This window comes from Streptomyces sp. Ru62, assembly GCF_002920615.1.
Lineage (GTDB): Bacteria > Actinomycetota > Actinomycetes > Streptomycetales > Streptomycetaceae > Streptomyces.
The window spans coordinates 194,520-211,080 of the sequence record NZ_PQSU01000012.1 but is presented as its reverse complement, the minus strand read 5'-3'; the positions used below and the strand labels follow the sequence as shown (position 1 = coordinate 211,080).

General features: G+C 73.4%; 17 protein-coding genes. 3 read left to right on the top strand and 14 right to left on the bottom strand.

Annotated features, from left to right (window positions below):
- Nucleotides 1-33: 33 nt before the first annotated feature.
- From C3492_RS18475 to tsaB, 7 genes are all read right to left on the bottom strand, one after another.
- Nucleotides 34-390, bottom strand: coding sequence for a YciI family protein (locus tag C3492_RS18475; RefSeq protein WP_103812822.1), 357 nt, complete (start codon nt 388-390; stop codon nt 34-36).
- A gap of 113 nt (nt 391-503) precedes the next feature.
- Nucleotides 504-1,559 (bottom strand): LCP family protein, encoded by a 1,056-nt coding sequence (locus tag C3492_RS18470; protein WP_258055756.1) that lies wholly within the window; start codon nt 1,557-1,559, stop codon nt 504-506.
- A gap of 159 nt (nt 1,560-1,718) precedes the next feature.
- Nucleotides 1,719-2,750 (bottom strand): LacI family DNA-binding transcriptional regulator, encoded by a 1,032-nt coding sequence (locus C3492_RS18465; RefSeq protein WP_103812821.1) that lies wholly within the window; start codon nt 2,748-2,750, stop codon nt 1,719-1,721.
- Between the two features lie 298 nt (nt 2,751-3,048).
- Nucleotides 3,049-3,306, bottom strand: a complete 258-nt coding sequence (locus C3492_RS18455; protein ID WP_103812820.1) for a hypothetical protein — start codon at nt 3,304-3,306, stop codon at nt 3,049-3,051.
- Complete coding sequence (gene tsaD / locus C3492_RS18450; RefSeq protein WP_103812819.1) at nt 3,303-4,394, bottom strand: tRNA (adenosine(37)-N6)-threonylcarbamoyltransferase complex transferase subunit TsaD; 1,092 nt, start codon at nt 4,392-4,394, stop codon at nt 3,303-3,305. Before tsaD ends, C3492_RS18455 begins: the two co-directional genes overlap by 4 nt.
- Nucleotides 4,387-4,887 carry a ribosomal protein S18-alanine N-acetyltransferase gene (gene rimI, locus C3492_RS18445; RefSeq protein ID WP_103812818.1) on the bottom strand — a complete coding sequence of 167 codons (501 nt, stop codon included), beginning with the start codon at nt 4,885-4,887 and terminating at the stop codon, nt 4,387-4,389. Before rimI ends, tsaD begins: the two co-directional genes overlap by 8 nt.
- Before the next feature lie 29 nt (nt 4,888-4,916).
- Complete coding sequence (gene tsaB, locus C3492_RS18440) at nt 4,917-5,573, bottom strand: tRNA (adenosine(37)-N6)-threonylcarbamoyltransferase complex dimerization subunit type 1 TsaB (RefSeq protein ID WP_103812817.1); 657 nt, start codon at nt 5,571-5,573, stop codon at nt 4,917-4,919.
- Nucleotides 5,574-5,697: 124 nt separating this feature from the next.
- Here tsaB and C3492_RS18435 point away from each other — a divergent pair, with 124 nt between their 5' ends.
- Nucleotides 5,698-6,252 carry a hypothetical protein gene (locus tag C3492_RS18435; protein WP_103812872.1) on the top strand — a complete coding sequence of 185 codons (555 nt, stop codon included), beginning with the start codon at nt 5,698-5,700 and terminating at the stop codon, nt 6,250-6,252.
- A 20-nt stretch (nt 6,253-6,272) separates the two neighbouring features.
- Here C3492_RS18435 and C3492_RS18430 read toward each other — a convergent pair whose 3' ends face one another.
- The 6 genes from C3492_RS18430 to C3492_RS18405 all read right to left on the bottom strand — a co-directional run bounded on the left by C3492_RS18430 (nt 6,273) and on the right by C3492_RS18405 (nt 11,990).
- Nucleotides 6,273-6,464: a hypothetical protein gene (locus tag C3492_RS18430; RefSeq protein WP_103812816.1), complete on the bottom strand. Its 192-nt coding sequence runs from the start codon at nt 6,462-6,464 to the stop codon at nt 6,273-6,275.
- A gap of 129 nt (nt 6,465-6,593) precedes the next feature.
- Nucleotides 6,594-7,106, bottom strand: a complete 513-nt coding sequence (gene tsaE, locus C3492_RS18425; RefSeq protein WP_103812815.1) for a tRNA (adenosine(37)-N6)-threonylcarbamoyltransferase complex ATPase subunit type 1 TsaE — start codon at nt 7,104-7,106, stop codon at nt 6,594-6,596.
- Nucleotides 7,072-8,331: an alpha/beta fold hydrolase gene (locus C3492_RS18420; RefSeq protein WP_103812814.1), complete on the bottom strand. Its 1,260-nt coding sequence runs from the start codon at nt 8,329-8,331 to the stop codon at nt 7,072-7,074. The genes tsaE and C3492_RS18420 overlap by 35 nt, the downstream gene beginning before the upstream one ends.
- Nucleotides 8,332-8,451: 120 nt before the next feature.
- The gene (alr, locus tag C3492_RS18415) at nt 8,452-9,615 is read right to left on the bottom strand and encodes an alanine racemase (protein WP_103812813.1); all 1,164 of its coding nucleotides are present in this window, start codon (nt 9,613-9,615) and stop codon (nt 8,452-8,454) included.
- A gap of 507 nt (nt 9,616-10,122) precedes the next feature.
- Entirely contained in the window at nt 10,123-11,565 is a 1,443-nt protein-coding gene (locus tag C3492_RS18410) for an NAD(P)H-hydrate dehydratase (RefSeq protein ID WP_103812812.1), read from the bottom strand.
- A gap of 53 nt (nt 11,566-11,618) precedes the next feature.
- Nucleotides 11,619-11,990, bottom strand: coding sequence for a holo-ACP synthase (locus C3492_RS18405; RefSeq protein WP_103812811.1), 372 nt, complete (start codon nt 11,988-11,990; stop codon nt 11,619-11,621).
- 99 nt (nt 11,991-12,089) lie between these two features.
- Between C3492_RS18405 and C3492_RS18400 the strand changes: the two genes are divergently transcribed.
- Entirely contained in the window at nt 12,090-12,872 is a 783-nt protein-coding gene (locus C3492_RS18400; RefSeq protein ID WP_103812810.1) for an SDR family NAD(P)-dependent oxidoreductase, read from the top strand.
- A 60-nt stretch (nt 12,873-12,932) separates the two neighbouring features.
- On the opposite strand, the gene glmS is transcribed toward C3492_RS18400, so the two are convergent.
- Nucleotides 12,933-14,780 carry a glutamine--fructose-6-phosphate transaminase (isomerizing) gene (glmS, locus tag C3492_RS18395; RefSeq protein WP_103812809.1) on the bottom strand — a complete coding sequence of 616 codons (1,848 nt, stop codon included), beginning with the start codon at nt 14,778-14,780 and terminating at the stop codon, nt 12,933-12,935.
- Between the two features lie 185 nt (nt 14,781-14,965).
- Here glmS and C3492_RS46655 point away from each other — a divergent pair, with 185 nt between their 5' ends.
- Nucleotides 14,966-16,495 (top strand): FG-GAP-like repeat-containing protein, encoded by a 1,530-nt coding sequence (locus C3492_RS46655; RefSeq protein WP_103812808.1) that lies wholly within the window; start codon nt 14,966-14,968, stop codon nt 16,493-16,495.
- The last annotated feature ends 66 nt before the right edge of the window (nt 16,496-16,561 follow it).

Here is a 16,561-nt window from a genome sequence, read left to right as displayed (position 1 = left end):
GCAACACCCTGGACGGCGGCGGGCCAAACGGGCTCAGCCCTCGGCGATCTCCCGCACCTCGCAGGCGAGCCGCCACTCCGGGCCGTGGATCTTCAGGAAGCGCTGGGTCCACTCCAGCGCCTCGGCCCGGTCCTTGCACTGCACGAGCGCGTAACCGCCGACGACCTCCTTGGACTCGGTGAACGGGCCGTCGGTCACGGAGACCTTCTCGCCGTCCCAGTCCATCCGGACGGCCTCGGCGGACGGCGTGAGGCCGGCGGTGTCGAGCAGCACACCGGCCTTGGTCATCTCCTCGATCAGCTCGCCCATCCGCTGCATCAGCTCAGCGCTGGGGCCCCCGGCGGGGGCGGCGGACTCGTCGACGCGCACGAGCGACAGATAGCGGGGCATGGTGACTCCTTCGGTCACGGCGGCGGGTCCGTTCCCGCCGCTCACCCCTTGCGTCGAACGGGAGGCACCCGGATCGACACGCCCGCGGAAAGAATCTCGGGATTTTCCACGGCTCAGCGCAGGGAGGCCCAGAGGTCGTTCGCCGCCGGCTCCTCGGCGACGACCCGGTTGGGGTCGGACGGTGCCGTGACGACCGGCATGGTCACCGTCCGCACCCGGTCGGCGGTCAGTCCCTTCAGGCTCCGGCCGAGGGTCACCAGCTCGTTCAGGGAGTTCAGGCCGGTGTCGGTGGTGAGGCTGGTGGTGACGGCGTCGGCGACCTGGTACAGCCGGGCCGGGTCGGAGAGCAGGCCGGCGCCGGACATCTCTGCCAGCAGCGCCTTGACCAGGGTCTGCTGCAGCCCTATGCGGCCCAGGTCGCTGCCGTCGCCTATGCCGTGCCGGGTGCGGGCGAGGGCGAGGGCCTGCTTGCCGTCGAGGTGGTGGGTGCCGGCCTTGAGGTGCAGGTGGCTCTTGTCGTCGTCGATGTCCTGGCCGGTGGTGACGTCGACCCCGCCGAGCGCGTCGACCAGCTTGGCGAAGCCGGAGAAGTCGATCTCCAGGTAGTGGTCCATGCGGACGCCGGTGAGGGTCTCGACGGTCTTCACCGCGCACACCGGTCCGCCCACCGCGTAGGCGCTGTTGAACATGGCGCCGTACGCCGGTGCCGTCCTGCCGCCGGAGGTGAGCGGACAGGACGGGCGGGTGACGAGGGTGTCGCGCGGGATGCTGACGACGGTGGCCTTCGTCCGGCCCGCGTCGATGTGCACGACCATGGCGGTGTCGGACCGGGCCCCGCCGCTGTCGCCGCCGCCCAGCTCCTGGTTGTCCTTGCCGCTGCGCGAGTCCGAGCCGAGGACCAGGATGTTGAGGGAGCCGGTGGGCAGCGGGGAGGCGTCCGCCGGGGCGGTCGCGGACGGGGTGACCACGGCCCTGGCCGGACGGTCGTCACCGAGTGCGCTGTCGATGTCGACGCTTCTGATGTTGTGGTTGAGATGCCAGTAGGCCCAGCCGGCCGCCGCCACGCCCAGCACCAGGGTGCCCGTCAGAGTGAGGCCGACGATCTTCAGTGCTCTCGATCGCCGGCCCACCCGTCTGCCCGCGTCGCCTTGCTCCTCGTGTCGCGTCACAACAGGAACATAAGTCCGAATTATTAGGGGACTGTTAGCGGAAGCCGCCCGAGTCGGTTTTCTTGGGAAATTCTCATCCCCGAGTCACCGAACCGCCGGCCGGCACCGAACCCCCGTCCGGCACCGGCCCGTTGGCGAAAGACTCCGTCCGCACGGACGCTAAGCGGACGGAGGCACGTCCGTGCTGGACCGCACCACCAGGCTCGTCGCCAGCTCCACCCGGGTCGCCGCCCGTTCCTCCCGCTCGCTCCCCAGCTCCAGCACCAGCCGGGCCGCGGCCTCGGCCATCTCGGTGAGCGGCTGCCGTACGGTCGTCAGCGGCGGGCCCACCCAGCGGGCCACCGGCAGATCGTCGAAGCCGACCACGCTGAGGTCCTCCGGGACGCGCAGACCCAGCTCACGCGCGGCCTCGTACAGGCCGAGCGCCTGGAGGTCGTTGCCCGCGAAGACGGCGGTGGGCCGGTCCGGGCGGCGCAGCAGCTCCAGGCCCAGGCGGTAGCCCGCGTCGTGGTGGAAGTCGCCGGCCACGACGAGGGAGGGGTCGACGGGCAGTCCGGCCGTCTCCAGGGCGGCCCGGTAGCCGTCGACCCGGGCCCGGCTGCACATCATCCGGGACGGGCCGCTGATCGCGCCGATCCGGGTGTGGCCGAGTTCCACCAGGTGGCGGGTGGCGGCGAGACCGCCCTGCCAGTTGGTGGCGCCGATCGACGGCACGTCCGGGCCAGGATCGCCGGCCGGGTCCATCACCACGAACGGGATGGAGCGGCTGGTCAGCAGCGCCCGCTGGGACTCGTCGAGCTCGGAGAGCACCAGCACCACGCCGTGCGGGCGGCGGGCGGCCACCTGGTCGGCCCAGGTGCGGCCGGGGGTGAGCCGGCCGGCCGACTCGGACAGGACCACGCTCAGCCCGGCGTCCCGGGCGACGTTCTCCACACCCCGGATGACCTCCATCGCCCAGGCGCTCTCCAGCTCGTGGAAGACCACGTCGATGAGCGGCGAGCGGGACGCCTCGGCACGGCGGCGCCGGTAGCCGTAGGCGCGCAGCAGCTCCTCGACGCGGGTGCGGGTGGCGGGGGAGACATCGGCCCGGCCGTTGAGGACCTTCGAAACAGTCGGAGCGGAGACCCCCGCCTCACGGGCGATCTCGGCGAGGGTCGCCGTCTGCGTTCCTGCGGGCTTCGAGGGCTTCATGCCCGCGATCGTATCCCCGCCGGACCGCTTGACGAAGCCCTCGGCATGGCAGGGGTCTCCGGAACATTCGAATGATCGGGCGAAACATTCGAGCGGAGGACCCCGTGAAACGCGAACACCCCGCCGCCGGGAACCCGGGGGCGGGGTGTCGAGTGGAGCGCCGGGCAGGCCTTGCACCTGCATCTCCCCGCAGGAAGCGGGGCGTCTTTCCTTGGACCACCAACGCACTGCGTCCGGACCGGTGTTCCGGCCGTTCGCTGTGTGATGATCATAGCGCAGTCGGGGCGGTTTCCCCAACTCAGTCCTCCGCCACCGCCTCGAACCGCCAGCGGTGCACGGGCCGGGTGACCAACTCCGGATCAGGATCCGGCAGTTCGGGAAGCGGGGCGTCGTACGGCGCGTCCCACCACGTGACGACCAGCACCCGGTCCTGCGGCGCGCGGAAGGTCTCGCGACGCAACGGCTCGCCGGCGAGGGGTTGTTCGCGCACCCAGGCCAGCAGGTCCGCGCCCCGGCCCTCGACGGCCCGGGCCTCCCACATCAGGGCGACGGTCACGAGTAGAGGTTCTCCTTGCTGACCTCGTGCACATGGTCGTGGTCGTGGCCGGGCACGTGCGGGTCGGTCACCGGCAGGGAGGAGTCGGCCGACAGGTCCCAGGCGGACGCGGCCCGGTTGCGGGCGACCATCTCGGCGCCGAGCGCGGCCACCATGGCGCCGTTGTCCGTGCACAGCTTGGGACGCGGTACGCGCAGCCGGATGCCGGCCGCCTCGCAGCGCTCCTGGGCGAGCGCGCGCAGCCGGGAGTTGGCCGCCACACCGCCGCCGATCATCAGGTGGTCCACGCCCTCGTCCTTGCAGGCGCGGACGGCCTTGCGGGTCAGCACGTCGACCACGGCCTCCTGGAAGGAGGCGGCCACGTCGCGGACCGGGACCTCCTCGCCGGCCGCGCGCCGGGCCTCGATCCAGCGGGCCACGGCGGTCTTCAGGCCCGAGAAGGAGAAGTCGTACGCCGGGTCGCGCGGGCCGGTCAGGCCGCGCGGGAAGGCGATGGCCTCCGGGTCGCCCTCCCTGGCGTACCGGTCGATGACCGGGCCGCCGGGGAAGCCCAGGTCAAGCACGCGGGCGATCTTGTCGAAGGCCTCGCCGGCCGCGTCGTCGATGGTCGAGCCCATCGGCCGGACGTCGGAGGTGATGTCCGACGAGAGCAGCAGCGAGGAGTGGCCGCCGGAGACCAGCAGGGCCATCGTCGGCTCGGGCAGCGGGCCGTGCTCCAGCTGGTCCACGCAGATGTGGGAGGCGAGGTGGTTGACGCCGTACAGGGGCTTGCCGAGCGCGTAGGCGTACGCCTTGGCCGCCGAGACGCCGACGAGCAGGGCACCGGCGAGACCGGGACCGGCGGTGACCGCGATGCCGTCCAGGTCCTTGGCGCTGACCCCCGCCTCCTTCAGCGCGCGGTCGATGGTGGGGACCATCGCCTCCAGGTGCGCCCGGGACGCCACTTCCGGCACCACGCCGCCGAAGCGGGCGTGCTCGTCGACGCTGGAGGCGACGGCGTCCGCCAGCAGGGTGGTGCCGCGGACGATGCCGACGCCGGTCTCGTCGCAGGAGGTCTCGATGCCGAGGACGAGAGGTTCGTCAGTCATTGATATCGGTTCCTTGTACTGAGGCGGAGCCCGCGGCCGGGCCGCTGCCGGGTTCCGTGGTCAGGCGCATCACCAGGGCGTCCACATTGCCCGGCTGGTAGTAGCCGCGCCGGAAGCCGATGGGGGTGAAGCCGAAGCGCTCGTAGAGCTTCTGGGCGGGCAGGTTGTCCACCCGGCACTCAAGCATCACCTCGTGGCACTCGAACGCGGTCGCCGCGCGCAGCAGCTCGGTCAGCAGGCGGGCACCGAGACCGGTGCCCTGGTGGTCGCGGGCGACGGCGATGGTCTGCACGTCGGCCAGGTCACCGGCGGCGGCCAGGCCCGCGTACCCGACGATCCGGCCGTCGGCGGACTCGGCGACGAGGTAGCAGCGGGTGGCCCCGGGCCCCCGGGAATGGGCCAGCTCGGACCAGAACATGCCCCGGGACCAGGCGTCCTCGGGGAACAGGTCCCGTTCGAGCCCCAGGACCGGGTCGATGTCCCACCAGCGCATGTCGCGCAGTCGGGGGGGTGCCGGCTGTGTCACTTGGGGGTGACCACCTTGTAGTTCTTGGGGACCTGGGCGTCCGGCCGGCGCAGGTACAGCGGCCGGGGGGCCGTGAGCTCCTCGCCCGCGGCCAGCTTCTCCGCCGCGAGCGAGGCGAGGGCGGCGGCGGACACGTGCTCGGGTTCGTGGGCGCGCGGGAACGTGTCCGGGTAGAGCAGCGCGCCGGCGCCGACCGCCGGAAGGCCCGCGACCTGCTCGGCGATGTCGGCCGGGCGGTCGACGGCCGGGCCGGTCAGCCGGGTCCGGGAGTCGGCGTACGTGGCCCAGTAGACCTCCTTGCGCCGGGCGTCCGTCGCCACGACGAAGGGGCCCTTCTCGATGTCGGCGGCGTAGGCGAGGCCGTCCAGCGTGCACAGGCCGTGCACGGGGACGCCGAGCGCCAGGCCGAAGGTGTCGGCGGTCATCAGGCCGACGCGCAGGCCGGTGTAGGGGCCGGGCCCGGTGCCGACGACGATCCCGGTGACGGCCTCCAGCTTCAGTCCGGCCTCGGTGAGGACCCGGTCGACGGCCGGCAGCAGCAGCTCTCCGTGCCGGCGCGCGTCCACCTGGCTCGACGAGGCGATGACGTCGGTGCCGTCGTGCAGGGCGACGGTGACGGCGGGTGTTGCGGTATCCAGAGCGAGCAAGAGCACGCGAACAGCCTACGGCGCCCGCGCCGCCCGCAGGGTCGTCCGGGACGGACGGTCACCGACTGCTACGGTCTGTACGAAGTACGACATATACACCGGTTGACGGCACGAGGCAGAGGTGGCGCAGGTGGCAGGGACCAGCTCGGGGATCGTGGCCGCCCTCACCGCGGCGGCGCTGGGAACGGTCGGTTTCCTCGCCTACCGGGCCCAGGCGACCGTCCCGGCGGGCCTGGGCGCGGGGCCGGTGGCGCACGCGACGCCCACCTCCAAGGCGCCCCGGGACCGGCACCACCCGACCGCCCTGCCGAGCGGCTCCGGAACGGGTGAACGGGTCGTGTACTCGGTGGACGACGACCGGGTCTGGCTGGTCACCCCGAGGGAACGGGTGCAGCGCACCTTCCCGGTGCGGCCGGGCACCGTCGACCCGCCGGTCGGCACGTACTGGGTGACGTCCCGCTCCAGCACGGCCACCGGCACGGACAGCATCCCCATCGAGCACGTGGTGCGGTTCACCAGCGTGGACGGGGTGGCCATCGGGTTCAGCGCGGCGGTGAACGGCGGTGCGGAGGGCATGGCGGCCGACTCCGGCGTGAAGACGGGCGGCATCCGGGAGACGCGGACGGACGGGGACGCGATGTGGAACTTCGCGACGATCGGCGTCAAGGTCGTGGTGATCCGCTAGGGCGCCGGACAGGCCATGGCTCAGGCGCCGTGCCGGGACGCGCCGTCGGGCGGCTGCGGGGCCGTCCCGGCCGGGCGTGTCCACCCGGCGGTGCCCGCGTGCTCGCCCCGCGCTCCTTCGGGGTGTTCGGGCCGCGGCGGCCTGGAGACCGCGTCCGCCGCAGCGCAGGCCGCCAGCAGATCGCGCATGGACACCGGTTGCACTGTGGGCATGGACGCCTCCTGAGCCGCGGGGGCGGACGTACTTAGGCACACCTAAGTACGGGCTGGACACCATGTCACCACGCCCGGGATGTCCTGCGCAATATCTTGCCGACGGCTTGTCGGAATGTGTCGGCGGTCTCAGCCGGACAGCGTCTCCAGGTCCGTCTCGGACCAGCGTTCGCCCAGGCCGGTGACGGTCACGTGCCGTACCTCGTCCGTGGTGTCGCCGACCGCGCGGTGGATGATCACCTGGAGGCGGTCCTCGGTCAGTTCCTCGACCTTGCCCTCGCCCCATTCCACGACGATCACCGAGTCGGGCAGCGAGACGTCGAGGTCCAGGTCCTCCATCTCGTCCAGGCCGCCGGAGAGCCGGTAGGCGTCGACGTGCACCAGGGGCGGGCCGTCACCGAGGGACGGGTGCACCCGGGCGATCACGAAGGTCGGCGAGGTGACCGCGCCGCGCACGCCCAGGCCCTCACCGAGCCCGCGGGTCAGCGTGGTCTTGCCCGCGCCCAGCTCGCCGGTGAGCATCACCAGGTCGCCCGCGCGCAGCAGCTTGGCCAGTCGGCGGCCCAGCTCCCGCATCTGCTCCGGGGAGGTGACGGTCAGCTGGGTCTCAGCGGGGTTGTGCGGTGCTGCTGGTGCTTCCATAGCCACTTACGGTAGCCCCTGCGGGCACCGCACCCGCGCGGGTGAGCAGGTCGGCGAGGCGGTCGGTGACCACTTCCGGGTGCTCCAGCATCACCAGGTGCCCCGCGTCCGGCACGAGCACCAGCTCGGCGTCGGGCAGCAGGTCGGCGATGGCCTCGCTGTGCTCGCTGGGCGTGACCAGGTCCTGGACGCCGGCCAGCACGAGCACCGGCATGTCGCGGAAGCAGACGAGCGCCCCGGTCTTGTCGTGGTCGGTGAAGGCCGGGTAGAACTCGGCGACCACGTCGATCGGCGTCGACTCGATCATCCGCTCGGCGAAGCGCTCCACGGCCGGGTCGACGTCCCGGCCCGCGAACGAGTACCGCTTGATGATCCCGGCGAACAGGTCGGCGGTGGCCCGGCGCCCCTTCTCCACCCACTCCGCCTGCTGCCCGAGCGCCTTCAGCACCCCGGGGAGAATCCGGCGGACCGCGTTGACGCCGGCCACCGGCAGCCCGAAGTTGACCTCGCCGAGCCGCCCGGACGACGTGCCGACGAAGGCGGTGGCGACGACCCGGTCCCGGATGAGCTCGGGGAACTGCGCGGCGAGGGCCATCATGGTCATGCCGCCCATCGAGTGACCGACCAGCACCAGGGGCCCGTCCGGTGCGGCGGCGTCGAGCACGGCCTTCAGATCGCGGCCGAGCTGGTCGATGGTGACGGGCACCCGGTCCCGGGTCTGGGCCACGCCCCGCCCGGACCGCCCGTGGCTGCGCTGGTCCCAGTGCACGGTCCGTACGACCCCGCGCAGGGCCGCCCGCTGGAAGTGCCAGGAGTCCATGCTGAGGCAGTAGCCGTGGCAGAAGACGACGGTGACCGGGGCGGGGGCCTTGCGGCCGAAGAGCCGGCGCCGGCGCGGCGAGACGTTCGGGCCGGCGTCCGGCTCGACCTCGTCGACCTCGTAGTACAGCTCGGTGCCGTCGTCGGCGTACGCCTTGCCGGGGGTGCCGCGCAGGGTGCCGTACGGGCCCGCCGCGTCCAGGGCCAGCCGGGCCTTGCGGCGCATTCCGCGCCCCACCGTCATCCGTTCGATGGCGACACCGGCCGCCGCTCCCGCGGCGAGCACGCCTATCGCGGCACCGGCGAGGCCGGTCGCCCTGCGCCAGCTCCCGGCCGCCCCCGCGGCGGAGGCGGCGGCCGCCGAGGCGACGACTTCCGCCACGACCTCCGCGCTGCTCTCGCTCACGTACCGCTCCTCTTCGCCGTACTGCAGTTCGCCTGGGTGGATGCCGCCGCGGAACGGGTTACCCGAGTTCTTGCACGTTCACGCGAATGCGCTCACGTGGACGCGGTCACATCGACGCGTTCACATGGACTCGTCGACATAGACGCGGGGAACGCGCGTTCCGATGCGTGTGACGATCTCGTACGCGATCGTGCCGCAGGCCTGCGCCCAGTCCTCGGCCGTGGGCTCACCGCGGTCGCCGGGCCCGAACAGCACGGCCTCGCTGCCCACCGGGGGCTCGTCACCGCCGAGGTCCACCACGAACTGGTCCATGGCCACCCGCCCGGCGATCGTCCGCCACTTGCCGTCGACCAGCACCGGGCCGGTGCCCGAGGCGTGCCGCGGGATGCCGTCCGCGTAACCGACGGGCACCAGGCCGAGCGTGGTGTCGCCGGGGGTGACGTAGTGATGGCCGTAGCTGACGCCGTGTCCGGCCGGGGTGCGTTTGACCAGCGCCAGCGAGGCGCTGAGCGTCATCACCGGGCGCAGCCCGAAGTCCGCCGGGGTGCCCAGCTCCGGGCTGGGCGAGACGCCGTACAGGGCGATGCCCGTGCGGACCAGGTCGAAGTGGGACTCGGGCAGGGTGAGGGTGGCCGGCGAGTTGGCGATGTGCCGCACCTCGGGCCGTACGCCCCGGTCCTCGGCGTACGCCAGCATCTCCCGGAACTTGGTGAGCTGGGCGGCGATGGACGGGTGCCCCGGCTCGTCGGCGCACGCGAAGTGCGACCACACTCCGGTGACGCGGACCAGCCCCTCTGCCTCCGCGCGCAGGGCGGCACCGACCAGCTCGGCCCAGTCCTCCCCCGGCTGGCAGCCGTTGCGGCCGAGTCCGGTGTCGGCCTTGAGCTGCACGCGCGCGGGCCGCCCCGCCGCCCGGGCGGCCTCGACGACCTCCCGCAGGGCCCACATGCCGCTCAACGAGACGTCGATGTCGGCCTCGATCGCCTGCCGCCAGGGCCCGCCCGGCACCCACAGCCAGCACAGGATGCGGCCGGGCAGCCCGGCCGCGCGCAGCGCGAGGGCCTCCTCGGCCGTGGCCGTGCCGAGCCAGCTCGCGCCCGCCGCGAGGGCGGCGCGGGCACACGGCACCGCGCCGTGGCCGTATCCGTCGGACTTGACGACGGCCATCACGGCGGCGCCCTCGGCCCGGGCGCGCAGGGCCCGCACATTGGCGCGCAGGGCGCCCAGATCGATCTCGGCGCGGGCGCGCAGGGCGGCGGTCGGCACAGCTGGTGTCTCACTCATGGCTCCCCCAGTCTCTCAGAGCCACCCTCGACGGGACGTGGGCCGGGTCCCGCGGTTGGCCTCCGGCCGTCAGCGGGGAGCGGTCCTCGGCGGGGCGTGGGCCGGGTCCCGCCGTTGCGCCTCCGGCCGTCAGCCGGGTGCGGTCCTCGGCGGGGCGTGGGCCGGGTCCCGCCGTTGCGCCTCCGGCCGTCAGCCGGGCGCGGTCCTCGGCGGGGCGTGGGCCGGGTCCCGCCGTTGCGCCTCCGGCCGTCAGCCGGGCGCGGTCCTCGGCGGGGCGTGGGCCGGGTCCCGCCGTTGCGCCTCCGGCCGTCAGCCGGGTGCGGGTGCGTGCGGGCTGCTCGCGCAGTTCCCCGCGCCCCCAGGGAGTTGCACCGCGGCGCCCCGGATGAGGACCCGGGTCCCGCCGTTGCGCCTTCGGCCGTCACCGGGATGCGGGTGCGCGGGGACCGGTCGCGCAGTTCGCCGTGTCCCCAGGGAGTTGCGGCGTCGTCGGTGGCACCGTGCCGGTCAGCCTCGTACGTCTCTCCATGCCTCCGGGATGTGTGATGCGACGTCATGTGCCCCCGTGGGCGCGCCGTCCGCGGCGAAGCGGCCCGCCAGTCCGTGCAGGTACGCGGCCACGCTGCCGGCGTCCGCCGCCCGCAGCCCTGAGGCCAGCAAGGACCCCGCCAGCCCGGAGAGCACATCGCCGCTCCCGGCGGTGGCCAGCCACGGCGTCCCCGTGGCGTTCACCCGCACCGGTCCGCCCGCGAAGTCGGCGACCAGGGTCGTCGACCCCTTCAGGAGTACGGTCGCCCGGTACACCGCCGCCAGCTCCCGCGCCGCGGCCAGCCGGGCCGCCTCGACCTCCTCGCGCCGCACCCCCAGCAACGCGGCGGCCTCCCCCGCGTGCGGGGTCATCAGCGTCGGCGCCGTACGCCGCCGCACCGCATCCCGGTCGGCCAGCCGCAGCCCGTCCGCGTCCAGCAGCACCGGCACGTCCGCCTCCAGCACCTCGGCGACGGCGGCCGCGTCGTCCCCGGCTCCGGGCCCGACCACCCAGGCCTGCACCCGCCCGGCCTTCGCGGGCCCTGCGTCGGAGACGAGGGTCTCCGGAAAGCGCGCGATGACCGCGTCCCCGGCCGGCCCGACGTACCGCACGGCCCCGGCCCCGCCCCGCAGCGCGCCCGACACCGCCAGCACGGCCGCCCCGGGATAGCGGGCCGACCCGGCGGCGATCCCGACCACCCCGCGCCGGTACTTGTCGCTCTCCCCCGTCGGCAGCGGCAACAGCCGGGCCACGTCGGCGTGTTGCAGAGCCTCCAGTACGGCGTCGGTGGGCGGTGGTTCGAGACCGATGCCGACCAGCCGCACCACTCCCGCGTACTCCCGCGCGGGATCCACCAGCAGCCCCGGCTTGTACGCGCCGAAGGTGACGGTCAGGTCGGCCCGGAGCGCGGCCCCCCGCACCTCCCCGGTGTCAGCGTCGACGCCGCTGGGCAGGTCCACGGCCACGACGGCGGCCCGGGACCGCGCCACCACCCCGGCGAGCCGCTCGGCGTCCGGCCGCAGCCCGCCCTTGCCGCCGATCCCGACGATGCCGTCCACCACCAGGTCGGCCCGCAGGATCAGTTCGTCCGAGGAGGCGGCGGAGTCCGCGGCGGTGACCGTGCCGCCCGCCCGCCGCAGGGCCGCCAGTCCCCCGCCGTGGGCCCGGCCGGGCGTCAGCAGGACGGCCGTCACGCCGGCGCCGCGCCGGGCCAGCCGGGCCCCCGCGTACAGGGCGTCCCCGCCGTTGTCCCCGCTGCCGACGAGCAGCACCACCCGGCTGCCGTACACCCGCCCGAGCAGGTCGGCGCAGGCGGCGGCCAGCCCGGCGGCGGCCCGCTGCATCAGCGCGCCCTCCGGCGACCGTGCCATCAACGCCCGCTCGGCGGCCCTTACCGTCTCCACGCTGTACGCAGTACGCATGGCACCGAGTCTGCCCCGTAACCCCCACCGCCCACACCCGGGCCCGGGACCGGTCAGCCCTCGGCGACCACCACGGCCGAGGCCACGCCCGCGTCATGACTGAGCGACACGTGCCAGGCCCGCACGCCCAGCTCGGCGGCCCGCGCGGCCACGGTCCCCTTCACCCGCAGCCGTGGCTGCCCGGTGTCCTCCACGTACACCTCGGCATCGGTCCACTGCAGCCCCGGCGGCGCGCCCAGCGCCTTCGCCAGCGCCTCCTTGGCGGCGAACCGGGCCGCGAGCGAGGCGATGCCGCGCCTGTCCCCGCTGGGCAGCAGCAGTTCCCGCTCCACGAACAACCGGTCGGCCAGGCCCGGCGTCCGCTCCAGGGACGCCCGGAACCGGTCGATCTCGGCGACGTCGATGCCCACCCCGATGATGCTCATGCCGAGCACCCTACGACCCCGGTGACAGGCGACACGGCGACACCACGTCGGACCCCCGGCGCCGCACGACGGCCGGGCGAGGCGCTCTACGCTTCCGGCATGACGTCCTCGCGTGCCTATCTCTCCGACCTCTTCTCCCTGGACGGCCGTGTCGCCGTGGTGACCGGAGGCAGTTCCGGTATCGGGCGGGCCATCGCCGGGGCACTGGCCCGGGCCGGGGCGAGCGTGGTGATCGTGGCCCGCAGGAAGACGGAACTGGTCTCAACGGTGGACGAGTTGGTGGCGGACGGCTGCCGGGCCGCCTGGGTCAGCGGTGACCTGGGCACCCGTGACGGGGTGCGCGCGGCGGCCGAGGGGGCCGCGGCCGTCTTCGGTGAGCCGGACATCCTCGTCAACTCCGCCGGGATCAACCTCCGTCCGCCGCTGGACGAGTTGGGCGAGGACGTGTGGGACACCACCATGGCGGTGAACCTGGAGGCCCCGTTCCTGCTCGGACAGCGGTTCGGCCCCGGCATGGCGGAGCGGGGCTTCGGACGGATCATCCACGTCACCTCCCAGCAGGCGCACCGCGCCTTCGTGCAGAGCGGCGCCTACGGCGTCTCCAAGGGAGGTCTGGAGTCCCTGGCCCGCTCCCAGGCCGAGGCCTGGTCACCGCACGGCGTCACCTGCAACACCCTGGTGCCGGGCTTCGTGCTGACCCCGCTCAACAGGCGGCTCCAGTCCGACCCCGGGAAGGTGGCGGCGCTGGCCGCACGCACGATGATCGGCCGCAACGGTCTCGCCGAGGACTTCGCGGGCGCGGCCGTGTTCCTGGCCGGCCGCGCCTCCGCCTACATCACGGGCCAGTCGATCCACGTGGACGGCGGCTTCTCCGTCCACTGACGGAGCCGCGCCGGACGGAGCCCCGCTCGACGGAGCCCCGCTCGACGAGGCTCCGCCTCCTCACTCCACCGTGACCGACTTGGCCAGGTTGCGGGGCTGGTCCACCTCGTTGCCCCGGGCCGTGGCCAGCTCGCAGGCGAAGACCTGGAGCGGGACCGTGGCCACCAGCGGCTGCAGCAGGGTGGGCGTGGCCGGGATGCGGATCAGGTGGTCGGCGTAGGGGACGACCGCCTCGTCGCCCTCCTCCGCGATCACGATCGTCCGCGCGCCCCGCGCCCTGATCTCCTGGATGTTGGAGACGATCTTGTCGTGCAGGACCGACCGGCCGCGCGGGGACGGGACGACGACGACCACCGGCACGTCCTCCTCGATCAGCGCGATCGGGCCGTGCTTCAGCTCGCCGGCGGCGAAGCCCTCGGCGTGCATGTAGGCCAGTTCCTTCAGCTTGAGCGCGCCTTCGAGGGCCACCGGGTAGCCCACGTGCCGGCCCAGGAACAGCACCGTGTCCTTGTCGGCCAGCGTCCGCGCCAGCGCCCGCACCGGCTCCATGGTCTCCAGGACCCGCTCGACCTCCTCGGAGATGCGGGACAGGTCCTTGATCACCGCCTGGATCTCGTCGCCCCACTTGGTGCCCCGCACCTGGCCCAGGTACAGCGCGACCAGGTAGCAGGCGACCAGCTGGGTCAGGAACGCCTTGGTGGAGGCGACGGCGACCTCGGGGCCGGCGTGCGTGTACAGCACCGCGTCCGACTCGCGCGGGATCGTCGAGCCGTTGGTGTTGCAGATCGCCAGCACCTTCGAACCCTGCTCACGGGCGTGCCGGAGCGCCATCAGGGTGTCCATGGTCTCGCCGGACTGGGAGATGGCGATCACCAGCGACCGCCCGTCCAGGATCGGGTCCCGGTAGCGGAACTCGCTGGCCAGCTCCACCTCGCACGGGATCCGCGTCCAGTGCTCGATGGCGTACTTGGCGATCAGGCCCGCGTGGAAGGCCGTACCGCACGCCACGATGACGACCTTGTCGATCTCGCGCAGCTCGGAGGGGGTGATCCGCACCTCGTCCAGGGTCAGCGAGCCGGACGGGTCGATGCGGCCGAGCAGGGTGTCGGCGACCGCCTTGGGCTGTTCGGCGATCTCCTTGAGCATGAAGTAGTCGTACCCGCCCTTCTCGGCCGCCGAGGCGTCCCAGTCCACGTGGTAGGAGCGGACCTCGGCCGGGCGGCCGTCGAAGCCCGTGACCGTGACGCCGTCGCGCCGCAGCTCCACCACCTGGTCCTGGCCCAGCTCGATCGCCGAGCGCGTGTGGGCGATGAACGCAGCGACGTCGGAGGCCAGGAACGCCTCACCCTCTCCGACGCCCACCACCAGCGGGGAGTTCCGGCGGGCGCCGACCACCACGTCCGGATCGTCGGCGTGCACCGCGACCAGCGTGAACGCGCCGTCCAGCCGCCGGCACACCAGTCGCATCGCCTCGGCGAGGTCGGCGGTCGCCGAGAACTCCTCGGCCAGCAGATGGGCGACGACCTCCGTGTCCGTCTCGGAGCTCAGCTCATGGCCGCGCTCGGCCAGTTCCGCGCGCAGCACCGCGAAGTTCTCGATGATGCCGTTGTGGACCACCGCGACCCGGCCCGCGTTGTCCAGGTGGGGGTGCGCGTTGGCGTCCGTGGGGCCGCCGTGGGTGGCCCAGCGCGTGTGTCCGATGCCGGTCGTGCCGGCCGGCAGCGGCCGTTCGACCAGTTCCTTCTCCAGGTTGACCAGCTTCCCGGCCTTCTTGGCGGCGGCCAGCCCGCCGTCCGCCAGTACGGCGACACCGGCCGAGTCGTAACCCCGGTACTCCAGCCGCTTCAGCCCGGCCATCACGACATCGAGCGCCGACTGCGACCCTACGTATCCCACGATTCCGCACATGAACCGCAGCCTACGGGCCGTTCCCCCGTCAAAAGTGGTGCCGCGTGCCCGGATTCGGAAATCCTGGGTCCGTTCAGAGCACATCCGCAGCACGTTCGCGGCACACCGACGCTCCCGTACAACCGTGCGACCGGGTCGGACGTCTACCGGTTGACCGCCACAAGCAAACATCGGGAGACACACAGGTGAAGCGCAGACATCGCACCATCCTGGCCACGGTCGTCGCCGCGACGCTGGCCGGGGGCCTGACCGTCGCGCTGAACGGGCCCGCCTCCGCGGCCGGGTCGGGCACGACGGCCGCGAAGCAGGCCCTGAGCGACTTCAACGGCGACGGGTACGGCGACTTCGCCGTCACCGCCCCGGCCGCCCGGCTGAACGGCAAGTGGCGGGTGGGCGCGGTCAGCGTCCTGTACGGGTCCGCTCTGGGCGTCTCCGCCGACCGGCGCACCACCATCACCCAGGACGCCTCCTGGGTGCCGGGCGCGGCCGAGAACGGGGACCTGTTCGGCGCGGCGACCACCGCCGGCGACTTCGACCACGACGGCTACACCGACCTCGCCGTCGGCACCCCGCTGGAGGACGTGGGCCAGGACGTCAACGGCGGCCTGGTGCAGATCATGTGGGGCTCCGCGAAGGGCCTGACCTCGGCCACCACGATCCCCGACCCGGCCCCGGCCGCCCATGACCGCTTCGGCGCCTCGCTCGCCGCCGGCGACTTCGACGGCGACGGCCGCACCGACCTGGCCGTCGGCACCAACGGATCCACCCTCTACACCTTCCGCAAGGGCATCTCCCGCAGCGGGAAGGCCGGCGCCCGCGCCACCCGCTCCCTGCCGCTGCGCTCCGCGCCGGAGGCCGGGATCATCGGCATCTCGGCCGGGGACGTCACCGGCGACGGCCGGGCTGACCTGGTGGTCAACGGCCTGAACCCCACCAAGGGCGCCGACGGCACGTACTACAACGTCAACTACTTCGTGCCGGGCACCGCCACCGGCCCCTCGACCACCAGCGCCAAGAAGATGCCCGGCGGCGTCGCCGGCGCCATCGGCGACCTCGACGGCGACGGGCGCGGCGACATCGTCACCGGCGTCTACTGGGGCCGGAACACCGCCGACGGCCCCGTCGGCGGCAAGGTCGTCGTCACCTACGGCTCCGCCTCGGGCCCCTCCAGCCGCGTCCAGACCATCACCCAGGAGTCGGGCACCATCCCCGGCGACTCCGAGAGCTGGGACAAGTTCGGACAGGCGGTCGCCCTCGGCGACGTCAACGGCGACGGTCTGCTCGACCTCGCCATCGGCGCCCCGCAGGAGAACATGCGGCTGTGGGGACACATGTACTACAGCATGGGCACCGTCACCGTGCTGTACGGCTCGAAGTCCGGCGTCGACACCAGCGCCGCGCCGCAGTACTTCTACCAGGGCAACCACGGCGTCCCCGGCGAGCCGTACGGCAACTTCGGCACGGCCGTGCTGCTCACCGACCTCGACCGCGACGGCGGCGCCGACCTGATCGCCGGCACCCCGTGGGCGGACAACGGCGACGGCACCGTCACCGTGCTGCCGTCGGGCCCCGCGGCGGACGGCGGCCGGCGGATCGGGACGACGGGCGCTCAGCTGCTCAAGCCCGCGCAGGTCGGGATGGAGATACTCTGGGCCATCCCGCAGTTCGGCAGCGTCCTCCAGAACTCCCGCCAGGTGTCCCTGATCAACACCTGAGGCACCCGTCGGGGCGCCCCGGGCGGGGTGGGCAGAGACCGCGTGACGTTCGCCACCGGACGCGTG

Coding starts and splice junctions, on each gene's coding strand:
- C3492_RS18475 (WP_103812822.1), bottom strand. CDS start 390: ATGCCCCGCTATCTGTCGCTCGTGCGCGTCGACGAGTCCGCCGCCCCC.
- C3492_RS18465 (WP_103812821.1), bottom strand. CDS start 2,750: ATGAAGCCCTCGAAGCCCGCAGGAACGCAGACGGCGACCCTCGCCGAG.
- tsaD (WP_103812819.1), bottom strand. CDS start 4,394: ATGACTGACGAACCTCTCGTCCTCGGCATCGAGACCTCCTGCGACGAG.
- rimI (WP_103812818.1), bottom strand. CDS start 4,887: ATGCGCTGGTGGGACATCGACCCGGTCCTGGGGCTCGAACGGGACCTG.
- C3492_RS18430 (WP_103812816.1), bottom strand. CDS start 6,464: ATGCCCACAGTGCAACCGGTGTCCATGCGCGATCTGCTGGCGGCCTGC.
- tsaE (WP_103812815.1), bottom strand. CDS start 7,106: ATGGAAGCACCAGCAGCACCGCACAACCCCGCTGAGACCCAGCTGACC.
- alr (WP_103812813.1), bottom strand. CDS start 9,615: ATGAGTGAGACACCAGCTGTGCCGACCGCCGCCCTGCGCGCCCGCGCC.
- C3492_RS18410 (WP_103812812.1), bottom strand. CDS start 11,565: ATGCGTACTGCGTACAGCGTGGAGACGGTAAGGGCCGCCGAGCGGGCG.
- C3492_RS18405 (WP_103812811.1), bottom strand. CDS start 11,990: ATGAGCATCATCGGGGTGGGCATCGACGTCGCCGAGATCGACCGGTTC.
- C3492_RS18400 (WP_103812810.1), top strand. CDS start 12,090: ATGACGTCCTCGCGTGCCTATCTCTCCGACCTCTTCTCCCTGGACGGC.
- glmS (WP_103812809.1), bottom strand. CDS start 14,780: ATGTGCGGAATCGTGGGATACGTAGGGTCGCAGTCGGCGCTCGATGTC.